Genomic DNA, 16426 nt, shown 5'->3' on the forward strand with positions numbered 1-16426 from the left:
ACAAAACACATCAAAATAACCGTAGAAATTGTCTTGCTTCTCTATCTTGGGGCGGTTTTAACCAATTCAAGCAACTTTCCATTCAAACCGCTTTATACCCCTTCAAAAGATAACTCTTAAACTTTTTGGTCAATGGAAGCGGCACTGGCTTTATTCACCACAACACGTGCCGGACGCACCACTCGACCGTTCAAGCAATAACCTTTTTGAAACACCGCCACCACGGCATTGGGTTCAAATTCAGGGTTTTCTTGCATAGACATTGCTTCATGCAACTGGGGATTAAAAGGCTCGCCCACAGGATCCAGCTGTTCAACGTTTTTCTTCGCTAACGTATCGACGAACATTTTCAGGGTCAATTCCATACCCTCTTTCAACGCTTTACTTTCATCCTGAGTTGCAGGCTGAACCAATCCTTGCTCCAGGCTGTCGAGCACCGGTAGCAATGATTCAACAAAACTTTCGAGGGCAAACTTATGCGCACTTTGTACATCGCGTTCGGCACGGCGACGAATATTTTCCACTTCCGCATGTGCCCTTAGCACGGCTTCCTGACTTTGCTGCACTTTGGCTTCGGCGTCGGCCAATTGCTGTTGCAAAGCTTCCACATTAACGCCTTCCGGTTCGTTCGATGCGGAAGTATTCTGCTCGTTATCAGTTTGCGTGTTTTCGGTATCGGATTGTTCGGCTTCCGGCTTAACAGGTTGCTCGGAATTGGTTTGCTTTTCTGTTGGTTCTGACATTGAAAATCCCCACTGTCTGTTGTCAGAAAAAATGTCATCATCACCATTAAGGCGACTTCTGGCAGGCTATATGGGGGCTAGTCCACCTGATTCAAGGCCGAAGAAAGTAATTTTGCGGTTATATCAACAATCGGGATCACTTTGTCATAGCGCATGCGGGTAGGACCGATTACCGCCAGTACACCGACCGGACGACCTTCGATTTGATAAGGTGAGGTCACCACACTGCAGGAATCCAGCCCTTCAGTGGCGCACTCTTCACCGATAAAAATCTGCACACCGTCGGCTTGCAAGGCTTTATCAAGCAAAGCCAAAACACGTTGTTTGTGTTGGAAAGCATCGAAAATGGCTTTTAAATGGGTGATATCAAGCTGGTTTTCAGCCAAATCGAGTAGATTTTTATCACCCGACAAGTGGTAATCATCGGTTGCACTGTCGGGGGTAATGCTTTTTTCCGCCAGCTCGACGGCCAATTGCATCATCCGATTCAGTTGCTGTTGCTCATCGCGCATTTTGCGCAATAGCGTGTCGCGAGCGCTGGAAATATCCTGTCCCACCAGATGATGATTCACAAAATTGGTCGCTTCGACCAACTCAGCCGCAGTCAAAGCGCGTTCTGTGTAGATCACGCGGTTTTGAACTTCATGATCATCCAATACCAACACGACCAAAATACGCTTTTCGGTTAACGGCATAAACTCAATATGCAAAATACGTGTAACCTTACGACTCGGAATTTTTACCAACCCAGCCATATGCGTTAATTCCGAAAGTAATTGAGATGTGCCAGATAACAACTCTTGCGTATTTTGTTGCGGATTCAAAGTACTCGAAACCTGTTTAACCAAATCCTGCTGCATATCTTTAACCGTAAGCAGATGATCGACGAACAACCGGTAGCCTTGATTGGTCGGTATACGACCGGCCGACGTATGCGGTGACGAAACCAGCCCAAGCTGTTCCAGTTCACCCATCACATTACGAATCGTGGCCGCACTGACCGAGAGGTTTGAGATCTTCGCCAAAGTGCCCGAGCCTATTGGTTGTCCATGACGCAGGTAGTTTTCTACCAAGGCTTTCATCAAGGTTCTTGCTCGCTCACTGACCTGGGCTGACATCGCTATAATCTTCGCTTTTTAACCGGATTGTTAATAGATAAGGGTTATTTGTAACAAGGTCAAGTTGAGTTCAAAGCATCGTTAATAATTCTCTTGAATACTCAAGAGGTTAGCAGTTAAAGTGAGTCACTGTTATCGTCTTAGAATGTTTCTGGATCCGGAATGAGCAAATCCGTAGTGGCGTTCCAAAAAGTCGGCATTGTCGGCAAACCGCAAAACCCGCAAGCCGCGGAAACGATACAAGTACTCCATGATCACCTTCTGGGCGAAGGTTGTGACATTTGGGTGCAAGACTCGCTGGCTTCCGATTTACAATCGACACAGGCGCATTTTATACCTCGCCAGCAACTCGGAAAGTCCGTTGACTTGATCATCGTCGTTGGTGGTGACGGCAGTATGCTCAACGCAGGAAGAACGCAGCTTCAGCATCAGGTTCCTATGGTCGGAATCAATCGTGGTCATCTGGGCTTTCTTACCGATGTGCGACCGACCGAAGTACCAGAACGGATCAGTGAAATATTGCGCGGCGAATTTAACGAAGAAAAGCGCTTTATTCTCAACGCCGAAGTGATCCGTAACGAAACCGTTATTGGAGACTCCCGAGCTGTCAATGAAGTGGTGATCCATCCTGGTGAAATTTCCAAAATGCTGGAATTTGAACTCTTCATTAACCAACAGTTTGTTTACAGTCAGCGCTCCGACGGCCTTATCATATCAACACCTACCGGCTCTACCGCTTATGCCTTATCCGGTGGTGGCCCCATCATTTCACCCATTGTTGATGCCTTAGTGTTGGTTCCCATGTTTCCACACACGTTATCAAGTCGCCCCATCGTGATTGACGCCAACAGTATTGTCGAACTGGTCATCGCTCAAGACAATCGGCACTCACCCATGGTGAGTTGCGACGGTCAGGAAAATATGAGCCTTGCACCGGGTGATCGAATTCGCATTAAGAAACACCCACTCCCTTTGCGAATTCTTCACCCTTTATCGCACGACTATTACGAAGTGCTGCGAACCAAACTCGGTTGGGGCCAAAAATTATAAGCCGCTACTCAAGCAGCTAGTAAAAAAGACCTGACAAAAAAATGGACTGGATTTACACTAAGCGCAACTTTGACCATTCGGTGACAACGTTATGCTGGCGTCAATACACATTAAAAACTTTGCACTCATTGAAAAGTTGAACCTTGATTTACAGTCCGGAATGACGGTGATCACGGGCGAAACCGGTGCTGGAAAATCCATCGTCATTGATGCGCTGGGGTTGGCTTTAGGAGAACGAGCCGAAAGCTCCATGATTCGATTTGGCGCCGATAAAGCGGACATCAGCGCCAGCTTTATTATTGCAGACGACTCTTTGGCCAGTCGCTGGTTGAAACAAAAAGAGCTGAATGAAGACGGCGAATGCATTTTACGCCGAGTGATCGCCAAAGAAGGCCGATCACGGTGCTTCATTAACGGGCACAGTGCAACGCTCAGTATGCTCAAGGAATTGGGCGATTACCTGGTTGATATTCATGGTCAGCACGCGCATCAATCCTTGTTGAAACCACAACATCAATTAACTTTGTTGGATGAATTGCTGGACGATCAACAGTTACTCGAAGACACACGCACAGCAGCCCAAAACTACTTGCAAGTCACGCGTTGCATCAATGAAATCGAACAGGACGCTGCGCAACGAAAAGAGCGCGCCGAATTGTTGGCCTATCAATTGGAAGAGTTGGAAGCGCTGACTTTAACGACCGAAAGCATCGAACAGCTAGAACAGGATCATGCACGTGCAGCTAACCTGCAAGAACTCACATTAACAGCGCAATCGGCTTTCGACCAACTGTTTGACAGCGAACCCAATATTTACGAGCAATTGTTACACCTGCAAGATCAGCTGCGCGACTCAATGAAAAAAGACGCCACTTTGGAAAGCGTGCATGAACTCATGGCATCGACGACCGCGAGCCTGGAAGAAGTAAAATCCGAACTGCGACATTACCAAGACTCGCTGGACATCAATCCTGATTATTTAAACGAATTGGATGAACGCTTATCAACCCTGTTCGATCTGGCACGAAAACATTTGGTCGACATTCAACAATTACCGCAAGTGGAACAACAAATCCGCCAGGAACTGGAGTCTTTACAGCAACAGCAATCGGACAGCCAGCAACTCCTGAAACAACAACAAACGTTGAAGACACAGTATCAGCAGGCCGCTACCAAACTCAGCAAATTAAGAGCCAAAACGGCAAAAGGTCTGTCTCAACAGGTTACCGAACAAATGCAAACGTTAGGCATGGAAGGTGGAAAGCTTCAAATCTCTTTGAGCTCGGATCAAACGGTCATTTCACGTCATGGCTTCGAGTCGGTCGAGTTTCTGGTGACCGCCAATCCCGGACAACCGCTACAGCCTTTATCAAAAGTGGCTTCTGGAGGAGAACTGTCACGCATCAGTCTTGCGATCCAGGTGATCACGGCACAAAAGCGCATAACACCTTGTCTGATATTCGATGAAGTGGATGTCGGTATTGGTGGGCAAACTGCGGATATTGTCGGTCGTATGTTGGCCAAAATTGCACAGCATGCACAGGTGCTTTGTGTAACCCACCAACCACAAGTGGCCGCACGTGGTGATCATCATCTATGTGCCAGCAAGACACGCGATAAAAAATCAACAGCAACCGCTATGGTAACATTGCAGCCAGAAACCCGAGTAGAAGAGATCGCTCGTATGGTCGGTGGTCAGGATATAACCGACTCTACCCTCAAACATGCTCGAGAGTTGTTGGAGGCTTAGCGAGGTTCGAGGTTCGAGGTTCGAGGTTCGAGGTTCGAGGTTCGAGGTTCGAGGTTCGAAGAGATTATAGCTCCCCGTTCCCGCACCTCGCTCTTGTGTTTTATTTAGGCTCTACGTATAAAACCAGCGAATGATCCGCCAACTTATAGCCGTGGGCTTCTGCAATTTCCTTTTGCAATTTTTCAATTTCTTCACTATGAAACTCAATCACTTTGCCCGTTTTCAAGCACACCATGTGATCATGATGTTCACCACGTTCAATCTCAAAAACCGAGTGCCCACCTTCAAAATTGTGTCGTGCCACCAGCCCCGCTTGCTCAAACTGAGTTAAAACACGATAAACGGTGGCTAATCCAACTTCTTCTTCCGCTTCCATTAATGCTTTGTAAACATCCTCGGCACTCATATGAGGATCTTCACTGTTTTCCAAAATTTGTAATATTTTTACTCTGGGAAGCGTGACTTTCAGCCCCGCCTTTTTAAGTTGCTGATTATCCAAGGATCGCTCCTATCACTCTCAAAATACGTGTCAAAGGTTGGAAGGCCTCAACACATAACTCTCACTTGGCTCAATCCAAAATTTATGTGTAAAGGCATGAATTATGGATATAATACGCAGTTTAGCGGTCGAAGCCCAAACGAATTTACCAAAAAGAGCCAAAAATGCGAATTTTCAGTACAGTTTTACTGTCATCTTTTCTGTTTTTATCCAGTGGATGTTCCATATATAAAATGAACATTCGTCAGGGCAACATCATTGAACAAGACGACATTTACCAATTACGCAAAGGAATGAATAAAGCGCAGGTTCGTTACTTGTTGGGTCGTCCGCTGGTAAATGACTCCTTTGCCGATGACAAGTGGTATTACATCAGCACGTTCAAAAATGGTCGTACCGAAGAAGTGACTCGCAAAGAATTGATTGTTCACTTTGAAGGCGAATCATTGATGAACCTGAGTGGCGATTTCGAATTACCTGAAAACTTCGACAGCTCCGAAAATCAATAAGCCTCACGTCAGTCGGGCTTTTCCGAATTGCCCGACTGTTCAAACTCTAACAGCAATTTTTGACGCAGCGATTGCGGTAATTTTCGACCGCGAATCCAATGCCGCAACGTCGCGCTGGTTAACGCCATCTGACGTTGATAACGACGGCAATGCTGGCACATCATCAAGTGCACACGCAACTTCATCCGCTCCAACAAACTCAAATTGTCATCCAGCAGCGAACTGCTCATCTCGGTAACTTTTTTACAACTTGGTAACCCTAACATTGGCCTTCTCGCTCAAACCGGTCGATCACTTGCAGAACCTTATCGCGCGCTCGGTGCAATAACACTCTTACATTGGATGAGGTGACATTAAGAATGTTACAAATCTCATCCAAAGTGTAAGCACCTGTTTCCTTCAACATCAAGGCTGCTTTTTGATTATCCGGTAACTTCTCGATGTGTTTTTCGATACAGTTTTGCAACTCCTGTGCCTGCATCAGTTGATCGGGAGAGTCGCCATGCCATTGACTCGACGGAGACTGCCAATGGCCATGATCGTCAAAACGAGGATCGCTGGCCCAACCTTCACTCAGTTGCTCGAGCGAAATATTGCGAGATTCTTTTCGGCGACGAGTTTTCGCTTCGTTAGTAGTAATTCGCATTACCCAACTTTTCAAACTCGATCGCCCTTCAAACTTTGGTAAACCTTTCATCACTGAGATCCAGCTTTCCTGCACAATTTCTTCAGCGATGGCATTACCACCGATAGAACAGGCAATATAATACATGGGACCGTACCAAGTTTTCATTACGAGCTCGAAAACCTTACTGTCTTTTGCACGCAACCCCGCGATAAGTTGCTGATCGTCCGGTAGTTTTTCCGTCAAAATGGTTCCTGTAGCTGTACAAACCGAGTAGACTTGAATTTTAGGCTGAGAGTTACAGTCGGGTCAATCAAGCGATCAAATGAAACAAAATCGCGTCATCTGCATCAGTACTTCAAATTAGAATGTGAGCGCCTTTATGAACCTGATCCATACCTTGTCAAAGCATTATCAATCTGCAGTTTCTCAACTTACCCGATTCGACGGTTTGCCGCCGTTACTCTTTCGGCTATTTTTAGTTCCCGTGTTTTGGATGGCCGGTGCCAACAAAATAGACTTCGATACTTTAATGCCCTATGCCTCTACTGTGGATTGGTTTGCTTCACTCGGCCTGCCTTTACCGGCATTAATGGCCTTTCTGGCAGGCTGGACGGAATTACTTGGTGCGGTATTACTGGCCTTAGGGCTGTTCACCCGCTTCATCTCCATTCCCTTAATGATTACCATGTTGGTTGCGATATTAACGGTGCACTGGGATCATGGCTGGCAAGCCATTGCTGACCCTCATGCGCCTTTCGCTAATGAGCGCGTTATGGAAGCAGCAAAACGTTTGTCGCGAGCCAAAGGAATTTTGCAGGAGTATGGCAATTATTCATGGCTGACGGAAAAAGGCGGCTTTGCCATTATAAATGGCGGAATTGAGTTTGCGGTCACTTATTTCATCATGTTGTTGTCTTTGATGTTTACCGGCGGTGGACGGTTTACCAGTGTCGATCATTGGGTAAAACGATATTTTCCTGGTTATCATAAACAAAAGGATTAACAAAAAACACTCTTATATCGTTGAAAAATAAGAAAAAATATTCAATATTTTCTTACGATTTTTAACTTTACGTCGGTTACTTCATTACGCTATAGCTTTAAGTAATGGTTTTCGTTACGGAGGTCATTATGAAAAAGCTAGCGTGCCTAATTGGTTGTTGTGTCTGTGGGCTTTTGTTACTTGGCGGCTGTTCCAGTCATCAACCCAACCACGAGTATGTGATTGACAGTCAGAAAGTGCATGCCGTCGAACGCGCCGCAAGATCATCAACCCATAACATCGATATTATCTGGGTCAATCCACCGAAAAAACGCGTTGAAAAAAAAAATTAAAGGGATTCACCTTTGAAGGTCACTGATGAGAAAGCAGTAAATTTCACATCAGCTGATCTTTTCGTTTTTTTAAAACACTGACCCCGATAAAAATTGCCAACAGCCCCACCAGGCCGACATAGTGGGAAAATCCGGCAGGCAATAGCATTGGGCTGATAAAACAACCTATGCCAATTGCAATTAATGTCCAGCCTAGCTGCTGCATTTATAAATCTCTGATTGCAAACACCAATAATCCCAACCAGCCAACAAGTAACAATACACCACCCAATGGTGTTATTGCACCGAGCCAACGCCAACCGGTTATGGCCAACAAATACAAACTTCCACTAAACAAAATAATTCCACAGGCCCAACTGAATGCCGTCCACTTAATTGTGGCTGCTTCAGGAAAACGTAGGTGAAGCATGAGCAACGCTAATAAAGCTAAGGTATGAAACATTTGGTATTCCGTTGCGGTTTGCCAAACACCTTTTGCGTAGTCGTCTAACCGATGCTTTAATCCGTGTGTCGCGAAAGCGCCCAATGCGACAGCGAAAAATCCGGAAAATGCAGTGAAAACCCAGTAGAACTTCATCTTTACCACACACACACTTTGTTTAAACGACGCTTGCTGCCTTTCAAATATTTACGTGTTTGCCCCAACCCCATCATATCGTCAAACACAGAACCCACATCGATGTAGGTATTTTGTGGAAACTGTTTGTCCATTTGATAAATCAACATATTACTCAACACGCCGGCACTAAAAATAAAGACTTCGTTCTCAACATGAGTAAGGGAGATATAGTCCGAAAGTTCTTGCACCAAGCGATCGTAATCATTCACCCAAGAATTGGGGCCTACGCGAAAATCTTTTTTCACATTAAAGGGCAACCCCTGCAAATTTGCTTTTTGATGACAAACCATATTGATGGTTCGAGTTTTTAAGGCATCGACCGTTTCAGACAAAAACTTGGGGTAATTAGCATTAACAAACAGATTGGCCCAAGTTAAATGTGACTCGGGTTGCTTTGATTGCACGCGCAGTTCTTCGCAATGCTGATCCCCAACACAACAACGGCAGGGTAAGCCAACAAAATAACGGTCACTTTGATGCAGCAAAGAGTCACTTAACACTCGCCGATACTTTTCATCACGTGCATCATTTGGCGTGTATTTGTGTTCGCCATTGCATTTTTCCGACAGATCGATGGATTCACCATTGATCACTACCATTTCACCATCACCAAAACGCACCAGCGAAAAGTTTTCGCCGTTACAAATTTTGTCATTGAACAAATTCAGTTCGGAAGTAAATTCTTTTTCCCGAAACATTGAAATATCTTGACGAGTAGCAACAATCTGCCAACCGTCTTTTCGATAAAGATCAACAATGTTCGAACGCGTATCTTTGTGATCTTTAGTCTTATAAGTCGCTACTTTTAATCGACCAACCGCTTTACCAAAGTCCGGACGGCAACACCAAAGCGATTGATCGTTTTCCGGATGAGGAGGAACCAAAGTTTTGATATTCCCGTGTTTCAGCGCCATGTAACTGAGGTGAATGTCTTCCCCATTTTCCCAAAAACGCGGCTCCTCTCGCCACATATAATTAACGTACTCTTTACGCATAAACCAGGCGTGACCGACTAAATCCACTTCTACGGTTTGATTCAAATGCTTACCGTTCCATCCCGCTTTATTCTTACTGGAATATCCGCCACTTTCCGGCAACAAAACACCCGAGCCACCAAGAATTCCATCAGAGCCAGACTCTATGGTATTGATACAGTTCTCGAACCAACGTGGCTGCGGTAAAATATCATCATCAAAAAACGCAACGTATTGAGTGCGGACTAAGTTTGCCAGAGCGAAACGCCCCCAAAACAGCCAGTTCGTATTGGATACCACAACGCGATCCGCCAACTCGGAAACATCGAGTAAATCTTCTTCACTGCGATTGGACCATACCCAAATTTCTTCCGGGGGCACCGTTTGATTACGCAATGATTTGATCTGCTCACCTAAGTATTCTGCACGCCGATAAGCTGTGAGTATCACAGTAATGCCGCTGTTAGATGCTGGCTTTAATTCGGGTGCATCGCGATTAAATTCGATCACACCTTGATTGGCCACCTGCTTACGTAATGAGGCGCCACCCAGCTTGACTCGCCACAGCCCCATCACTCGTGTGTTCCACCACCATTTGATGCTTTGACCAAGCGTTTTTTTGCGTTTTTTCGACATAAGTTAATTTCTGCTTAAATTATCGTTAAACAAACCGTATCGTTTAACCAACAAGACAATCATTCCTGCATATGACGTATTTTACTGCGAACTTTTGACAGCGACGAATCGGGCGCATAGCGACCTTTGGTCACATGACGAATTTGAAACACATTAGGAACATCAACAGGCTCACCCCGAGTTCCGAGCAACCAGCGAAACACCTTATCTTCATAGGTCTTTCGCCATTTGTCTTCGGGCGTTTGATAAAGCCGAATGCGGTCGCAATAACCTATCGCACGTGCAACATCAGCATGAACTATTTGAAACGCTCCTTTCGCCTTATCACGCGTATGCAAACTGAAATCAGAGGTATCTATTTCAACGACCGTCGGCTCAGCCTCTTTTTTAAGTAAAGGGTTATCATCGTCCAACATTGAAGTGGTGCTTTCCTGACGAGGATAGACTAATGCATCGGTACATCCTTGCAGTTGCTCCGCTAGTCCGTCAAGGCAACCTTCACCAAAAATAATGTCGCAATCAGTAAACCAGATCCAATCGGCTTGGGTACTTTTTGCTGCGCGATTACGGCCAATAGCCCTACGCAATAATTCACCTTTCGATACCGGTTGCCAGTTCCACTGTACATTTTGAACGCTCTGTTTCTCAAAAAATGCCAATAGCTTTTCAGTCGCTTGATCTTTTGGGCAATAGTATACGGTGACGGTTACGGCGACCTTTTTTGGCGGGTACAATACGTAGCTGGAAAGTTGGTAAGCCAATAGATGCGAGTAGTTCCAACAATGACTGACGATTTCCAGTGACATAAATCCATCAACAGCCTTACGCTCTTCTTGTGTTGGCAAACGTTCTCGAAACCAGGATGCAGGTAGGGCTCCGGCGGAAGCAATTCGGTAAAACAAGCTGAGTATTTCATCATACCAACGCTTGGCAGGGAGTTCAGTCGGCTTCATTTAACATACATTGACTTAAGAAAATTGACGCGATCATAGCATATTCGTCACCAGAAAAGATTATCTACCGAATTTACAACCACAAAACCGGGTGGCATAGGATATAATGCCGCTTTGAAACCATTTGAATGCTTATAAAAATACGTGGAAGACAACACTTCAAGCATCAATCGCTTTGCACCGAAACACTGGCCAACGTTGCTGTTTTTTGCCATGGCTCGTTTGCTCGCTCATTTACCTTATTCCAAGCTGTATCGTGTCGGTCGAAGCTTAGGCCGTGTGATTTATTACCTTGGAAAAAGACGCACCCATATCGCACGCGTGAACATCCAAAAGTGCTTTCCTAATCTTTCAAAAACAGAGCAAGAGCATTTAGTAAAGCAAAATCTCATTTCCACCGGTATTGGCATGATGGAAACGGCCATGCTGTGGTTTGGCCCTAAAAGAGATTGGCATCAACTGGTTGAATTTGAAGGCCTAGAACACCTAGAGCAGGCCAAGCAAGCCGGTAAAGGTGGCTTGCTGCTAGCTTTTCATTTAACCAGCCTTGAAATTGGTGGCTCACTGTTAGGTACACGTTACGAATTGGGTGCACTTTATCGTAAAAACAAAAAAGTGCTGATTGAAGAAGCGATGGTAAACGGCAGAAAACAGTTTGTTCATCCTATTCCACGCGAAGCCACACGCGATATGGTGAAATGGATCCGCAACAACGGCTTCGTTTGGTACGCGGCCGATCAAGATTACGGTCGTCATCACAGTGTGTTTGTGCCTTTCTTTGGTGTTAATACGGCCACCATTACCGCCACCACTCGGTTTGTGAAACTGACCAACGCACCGGTCATTCCGATGACGCAAGAGCGCATTGACAAGGGTGAAAAAATTAAAGTCACGCTACACCCTCCACTCGAAAATATTGGCCAAGACGCCGAGCAAGATGCATTAACAATTAACCAATTTTTGGAAGACTACTTGAGAAAACACCCAACGGAATATCTTTGGATCCACAGGCGATTTAAGACTCGGCCGAGTGAGACGGATGACTCGTTTTACTGACGAGCAGAAATTTCGTTTACGTGAACTCTAAATTGTTTTATATCAAGTTTGGGATAAGCAGACGCGATGACATCCTTATCTCTTAAAAATAAGTTTCTTACAGCAAAATATACCAACTTTGGGTTCGCGTAAGGTCCTCGAAAAGCAGTGAAGAAGTCACCGATATATAAAACTTCTCCATGTTTTACTTCAAATGTAAAACTAACATCATCTTGGTTAAAAAAGTCCATTATGAAATATTGAGTTCCAATAGTGGATTGCGTTTCAACGCTGTAAATTTCGTACTCGCCTTCAGGTAATTTAAGGTGATATAAAATCCCTGTTCGATGTTTAAATTCTGAATAAGAGCCAAATAAAGGTTTGTTATTGTGTGTGAGATATCCAATATCTTTTCCGGTGGCTTTATTACGAACTCGATACTCAGGATTTTGCTGGCTTCCAATATAGGTCAAACTTCCAATTACAATCCCAGTTTCTGGAGATACCACCAAGTTTTGGCGTCCATCGGCATTATTGTAATTTAAAGACGCTTCTTTCTTACACGCCGCTAATGAAAAAATCAGAGTGAGCGATAAAACAAGTCGGTACATAGTAGGTGTCTCAAAGCATTCGAATATATTTTTCAGCATAATCCTTACCATCATCACCTTCTCTCTCGATGAATAGTAACAGCGTTGAGTAATATTTATGATTGTATGAAAGCCCTAACGTTTTAATCATATAATTTAGCGCATCTTCTCTATCTGAGTTATCTGGCAAACTTGCTTGTATTCGTAATCCTTCATTAATTTGCGCTTCAATGCCTGGAGAAATTAACTTTCGAGATATTAGCTGACGAATAAAGGTTTCCATCAATTGGTAATTATTTGACTTAAATACGTTGTGAGCTGCTGCAGTAAGTCCTTCTTGAAAACTTGCGTCCACTGGCTCATCTAACACTTTACTCCATTGGGAATACTGTTCATGTAAATCTAGTGCTTGCTCAACTCGCTTTTTAAAATAATAGTTTTCTTTTTTTGCTAAAGAATTTAAATACTCTCTTTCTTCTAACCCTCCGCTACTACCAAGGGTCAATAAACTCCAAGCTATCAAGTCTCTCACATTTCGACTTTCATTCAACTCTTCTTTCTTAATGATCTCTTTCAACTCTTGATAGACTTGAGTTGACAGCCATCCCTGAACACTTAATTTCTTCAATAAAAGTATTTGATCTGAAACTTGTAAGTTTTTAAACGTATATTCAAACTCCAATTCATCTTTTTGCGTAAACTGGCTGAATGCAGGTTTAAGAATCAGTAATAAAGAAAGTAAAAAGAAACTTTGAATACGCTTCATGATTGAAATTGGCCTTTATATATTTTTTCGAATAATCAAATAATCCTCAACCATTTGTGTAATATTAAACTCGTACCCTTCGGTTGGATCTTCCAGCGTTCGATCAAAAATAGCGTGACGTTGTCCTTCTGGGTTTACCAAAAACACTTTTGCGGTGTGGTCCACCAGGTAATCATCACCCTCTCCTCTTTTCATATATATTGCACCAAAATCCAAAGCAAACGGTTGGAGCACACCATGCTCGGCAGTTGCCCCCAAAAAGCTCGGATGAAAAGCATTGGCGTATTGGATCAATTGCTCTGTTGTGTCACGTTCTGGATCCACCGACACCAAAATGACTTGCGTTTCTTTTTGCACGGGCTCAGGGAGCTGATTATACATTTGTAATAAAGCGGACATTGTGGTGGGACAAACATCCGGACAATAGGTATAGCCAAAAAATACGAAACTCCATTTGTTTTTCAAGATCTCTTCGGTGATTTCACCATCACCAGACTTCAACTGAAAAGGTGCCACTTGTTTGAGTTTCGGATAAATCATTGCGTGCTTTGGTTTTGCGTTTTCTAATTCTAATTGTTCTCGAAAAACCAATAACCCAATGATAATTACGGAAAGCGTAATCAATGAATAAATGAATGTTTGCTTTAAGTAGTTCATATTTTTATTTCAAAGTAATGATCGACAAGCATAATAACAAATAAAAGCATCAAATAAACTATCGAGTAGCCGAATGTTTTCATCGCAAGCCCAGGCTGATCGGCAAATTTAAGCTTTAAAGCGTAAATTAAAAAAATCACACCCAGAACCGAGGAACCTAACAAATAAATCAAACCAAACATTTTGGTAAGAAATGGTAATATCGTCGCTAACAACAATAAAATGGTGTAGAAAATAATATTGGTTTTCGTGAACTCAATTCCGTGCGTTACCGGTAACATTGGAATATCCGCTTTAGCATAATCATCTCGACGATGAATGGCCAATGCCCAAAAATGTGGCGGTGTCCAAACAAAAATAATGAGCACCAAAAGCAACGCGTCCGGTGGAATTTGTCCATCATTGCCGGTTACAGAAACCCATCCTAGTAATGGCGGAATTGCACCAGATAATCCCCCCACTACAATATTTTGTGGCGTTGCTCGTTTTAAATACATGGTATAAACAAACGCGTAACCCACCAATCCAAAAAACGTTAATACCGCGGTTAAAGGGTTCACCCACAGTGCGAGTATCATCATCGACAAAGCCGCTAAAACAGCACCAAACAACAATGCTTTTTTCGGCTCGATCGTTCCAGTCGCCACCGGACGGTTCAGCGTACGCGCCATTTTGGCATCGATTTGCGCGTCAACGACATGATTCACTACAGCCGCCGCACCTGAAGCCATTCCAATACCTAATGTACCCAGAATCAATATATCCACCGGTACCATTCCAGGCACGGCTAAAAACATACCGACTACCGCCGTTAGCAAAATAAGTGCAACAACTTTCGGTTTGCACAGTTCAAAGTAGTCTTGCCAGCGAGCATGGATTTTAGCTTGTTGCACATTCATGATTGGGCACCCTGTTTCGCTAACCAAATCTGAGTGCGCAAACCGACCATAGAAACCAACAACAACGACGCCACCACATTATGAGCCACGGCATTACTGAGCGGTAAATTAAAAGTGACATTAACCACCCCTAAAGTCACTTGAATTAACAGCAACGCACCAATTAAATACCCAAACTTTTTTAACGTTTGCGACATTTTCTCAAACATTAAACGTACCGATAATAAGCCTACAACCAAAGTGGTAATGATAGCGCCAATGCGGTGCGACGCATGAATCGTTACCTTAGCTTCGTTCGATAAAATGCCATATTGATAGGTTTCGGCACCGTGCCCCCATAGAGTGAACGCTTCTGTAAAACTGGTATGCTGATACCAACCACCAAAGCAAATGGGCAAATCGGTGCACACCAAAGCCGCGTAATTGGCACTGGTCCATCCGCCGAGTGCAATTTGAAAGGCCAATACAACAATAGCGACTGTCACAAAAGACTGAAACCGTAGCGCATCTGACCATTTAAAATCCATATTGGGTTGATACAGTCGAATAACCAACACCGCCAGTAAACTAAATGAAGTGAAGCCGCCCAGCAAATGCCCCATCACCACTAACGGATGCAATTTCTCGGTGACCGTCCAGGCGCCGAGTGCTGCTTGAAAAATAATAAGCGCTAAAAGACCCACCGAGAGTTTAACGGAGGCATTCGCATGTTGACGGCGCTTTATGGCGATCCAGGCCAGTGCCAATATGACTAAACCGAGAGTTCCCGCGAAATAGCGGTGCACCATTTCTGGCCAAGCTTTTTCAAATTCGTATGGTTGATCCGGAAATGCCAGGTTGGCCTGCTCAATATGATGATCTTTCACCGGTATTTTTAAAAATCCATAACAACCGGGCCAATCAGGACAGCCCAAACCAGCATCCACTAATCGGGTAAATGCCCCCAAGCCAATCACAACAATTACGAAACCAATGGCGACTAAGGCCAATTTTTTTTGCAGTTTATCCATCATTTTTCTTACTAATATCTAAATAACGTAATACGCGAGTTACATCGTTGCGTAAATCTTTGCTTTTGAGAGGTGCTTGATCTTTATTCGAAATGAGATCGTAGCGCATGAAAATATTACCTAAAGGGTCGACCAAGTAAATGGCATTGGCGGGCATATCGTTTGTGTTTAACCCTCGTTTATCACCTCTTTTTAAAGGAATTCGTCCTTGCTGCATTTCCACTTGTGCAACAGCAACATCTTGCCATTCGTTTTGCAATGCCAAAGGCTTGTCATTTAAGATCAGTAAATAATTCGTTTTTTCTACATTTTTAGCTAAGCCAAGTCGAGTTTGTTGCAGTAAAAACCAATTAATTTGACAAACGTGATCACAGCGATTGTCATCGATGACCAGCAGCCAGTTCCATTTGCTCATATAGGGGCTTTGATACCACACAGAAAAATGGGAAGAGATCAGATCAATATCCTCGATGTGCCAAGGTTCTTCAAGAATTTGCCCTTTACTTTTACTTCCACCGTCAAACCAGCCACCAAAATAGGCCAAATAGGCCATTAGCACTGGTGCAATAAATATTGCGGCTAACGCCAACAAAGTGAATCGGTTTTTTGAAATATTCGCTTGCTGGGTGTCAGCAGGCATTTCGTTAAAGTCCAT

General features: G+C 44.0%; 21 protein-coding genes. 6 read left to right on the forward strand and 15 right to left on the reverse strand.

The window, feature by feature from the left end; genetic code table 11:
- Positions 1-116: 116 nt before the first annotated feature.
- Both grpE and hrcA read right to left on the reverse strand, forming a co-directional pair.
- A complete protein-coding gene (grpE, locus tag ACTUJY_RS10835) occupies positions 117-743 on the reverse strand; it encodes a nucleotide exchange factor GrpE (protein ID WP_463616102.1) in 627 nt (208 codons plus the stop codon).
- A gap of 77 nt (positions 744-820) precedes the next feature.
- Positions 821-1861 carry a heat-inducible transcriptional repressor HrcA gene (hrcA, locus tag ACTUJY_RS10840; protein ID WP_463616103.1) on the reverse strand — a complete coding sequence of 347 codons (1041 nt, stop codon included), beginning with the start codon at positions 1859-1861 and terminating at the stop codon, positions 821-823.
- A 162-nt stretch (positions 1862-2023) separates the two neighbouring features.
- Here hrcA and ACTUJY_RS10845 point away from each other — a divergent pair, with 162 nt between their 5' ends.
- Positions 2024-2911 (forward strand): NAD(+) kinase, encoded by an 888-nt coding sequence (locus ACTUJY_RS10845; protein WP_463616104.1) that lies wholly within the window; start codon positions 2024-2026, stop codon positions 2909-2911.
- 91 nt (positions 2912-3002) lie between these two features.
- On the forward strand, positions 3003-4661 hold the full coding sequence (gene recN, locus ACTUJY_RS10850; RefSeq protein WP_463616105.1) for a DNA repair protein RecN: 1659 nt from the start codon (positions 3003-3005) through the stop codon (positions 4659-4661).
- A gap of 100 nt (positions 4662-4761) precedes the next feature.
- Here the strand turns inward: recN and fur are convergent, their stop codons facing one another.
- Positions 4762-5160, reverse strand: coding sequence for a ferric iron uptake transcriptional regulator (gene fur / locus ACTUJY_RS10855; RefSeq protein WP_463616106.1), 399 nt, complete (start codon positions 5158-5160; stop codon positions 4762-4764).
- Between the two features lie 164 nt (positions 5161-5324).
- Here fur and ACTUJY_RS10860 point away from each other — a divergent pair, with 164 nt between their 5' ends.
- Positions 5325-5669: an outer membrane protein assembly factor BamE gene (locus ACTUJY_RS10860; protein ID WP_463616107.1), complete on the forward strand. Its 345-nt coding sequence runs from the start codon at positions 5325-5327 to the stop codon at positions 5667-5669.
- Positions 5670-5677: 8 nt separating this feature from the next.
- On the opposite strand, the gene ACTUJY_RS10865 is transcribed toward ACTUJY_RS10860, so the two are convergent.
- A complete protein-coding gene (locus ACTUJY_RS10865) occupies positions 5678-5935 on the reverse strand; it encodes an anti-sigma factor family protein (protein ID WP_463616108.1) in 258 nt (85 codons plus the stop codon).
- Positions 5929-6540 (reverse strand): RNA polymerase sigma factor, encoded by a 612-nt coding sequence (locus ACTUJY_RS10870; RefSeq protein WP_463616109.1) that lies wholly within the window; start codon positions 6538-6540, stop codon positions 5929-5931. Before ACTUJY_RS10870 ends, ACTUJY_RS10865 begins: the two co-directional genes overlap by 7 nt.
- 136 nt (positions 6541-6676) lie before the next feature.
- On the opposite strand from ACTUJY_RS10870, the gene ACTUJY_RS10875 reads away from it, so the two are divergent.
- Entirely contained in the window at positions 6677-7300 is a 624-nt protein-coding gene (locus tag ACTUJY_RS10875) for an HvfX family Cu-binding RiPP maturation protein (protein WP_463616110.1), read from the forward strand.
- A gap of 128 nt (positions 7301-7428) precedes the next feature.
- Positions 7429-7632: a hypothetical protein gene (locus tag ACTUJY_RS10880; protein ID WP_463616111.1), complete on the forward strand. Its 204-nt coding sequence runs from the start codon at positions 7429-7431 to the stop codon at positions 7630-7632.
- 43 nt (positions 7633-7675) lie between these two features.
- Here ACTUJY_RS10880 and ACTUJY_RS10885 read toward each other — a convergent pair whose 3' ends face one another.
- From ACTUJY_RS10885 to ACTUJY_RS10900, 4 genes are read right to left on the reverse strand one after another with little or no spacing between them, the layout of a single operon-like run.
- Positions 7676-7837 (reverse strand): hypothetical protein, encoded by a 162-nt coding sequence (locus ACTUJY_RS10885; RefSeq protein WP_463616112.1) that lies wholly within the window; start codon positions 7835-7837, stop codon positions 7676-7678.
- Positions 7838-8209, reverse strand: a complete 372-nt coding sequence (locus ACTUJY_RS10890) for a DUF423 domain-containing protein (RefSeq protein ID WP_463616113.1) — start codon at positions 8207-8209, stop codon at positions 7838-7840.
- Between the two features lie 2 nt (positions 8210-8211).
- Positions 8212-9861, reverse strand: coding sequence for a glycosyltransferase family 2 protein (locus ACTUJY_RS10895; protein ID WP_463616114.1), 1650 nt, complete (start codon positions 9859-9861; stop codon positions 8212-8214).
- Between the two features lie 59 nt (positions 9862-9920).
- Positions 9921-10814 (reverse strand): glycosyltransferase family 2 protein, encoded by an 894-nt coding sequence (locus ACTUJY_RS10900; protein WP_463616115.1) that lies wholly within the window; start codon positions 10812-10814, stop codon positions 9921-9923.
- A gap of 144 nt (positions 10815-10958) precedes the next feature.
- On the opposite strand from ACTUJY_RS10900, the gene lpxL reads away from it, so the two are divergent.
- Positions 10959-11870, forward strand: coding sequence for an LpxL/LpxP family Kdo(2)-lipid IV(A) lauroyl/palmitoleoyl acyltransferase (lpxL, locus tag ACTUJY_RS10905; protein ID WP_463616116.1), 912 nt, complete (start codon positions 10959-10961; stop codon positions 11868-11870).
- On the opposite strand, the gene ACTUJY_RS10910 is transcribed toward lpxL, so the two are convergent.
- The 6 genes from ACTUJY_RS10910 to ACTUJY_RS10935 are packed head-to-tail and all read right to left on the reverse strand — an operon-like array spanning position 11864 to position 16426.
- A complete protein-coding gene (locus ACTUJY_RS10910; RefSeq protein ID WP_463616117.1) occupies positions 11864-12460 on the reverse strand; it encodes a hypothetical protein in 597 nt (198 codons plus the stop codon). The two genes, lpxL and ACTUJY_RS10910, sit on opposite strands and share 7 nt — an antisense overlap.
- A gap of 10 nt (positions 12461-12470) precedes the next feature.
- Complete coding sequence (locus tag ACTUJY_RS10915) at positions 12471-13205, reverse strand: hypothetical protein (protein ID WP_463616118.1); 735 nt, start codon at positions 13203-13205, stop codon at positions 12471-12473.
- 15 nt (positions 13206-13220) lie between these two features.
- Positions 13221-13862: an SCO family protein gene (locus ACTUJY_RS10920; protein WP_463616119.1), complete on the reverse strand. Its 642-nt coding sequence runs from the start codon at positions 13860-13862 to the stop codon at positions 13221-13223.
- Positions 13859-14761, reverse strand: coding sequence for a heme o synthase (gene cyoE, locus ACTUJY_RS10925; RefSeq protein WP_463616120.1), 903 nt, complete (start codon positions 14759-14761; stop codon positions 13859-13861). The genes ACTUJY_RS10920 and cyoE overlap by 4 nt, the downstream gene beginning before the upstream one ends.
- Positions 14758-15771, reverse strand: coding sequence for a COX15/CtaA family protein (locus ACTUJY_RS10930; RefSeq protein WP_463616121.1), 1014 nt, complete (start codon positions 15769-15771; stop codon positions 14758-14760). Before ACTUJY_RS10930 ends, cyoE begins: the two co-directional genes overlap by 4 nt.
- Positions 15764-16426, reverse strand: a complete 663-nt coding sequence (locus tag ACTUJY_RS10935; RefSeq protein ID WP_463616122.1) for a hypothetical protein — start codon at positions 16424-16426, stop codon at positions 15764-15766. Before ACTUJY_RS10935 ends, ACTUJY_RS10930 begins: the two co-directional genes overlap by 8 nt.

The organism is Pleionea sp. WD8-19 (genome assembly GCF_055326765.1).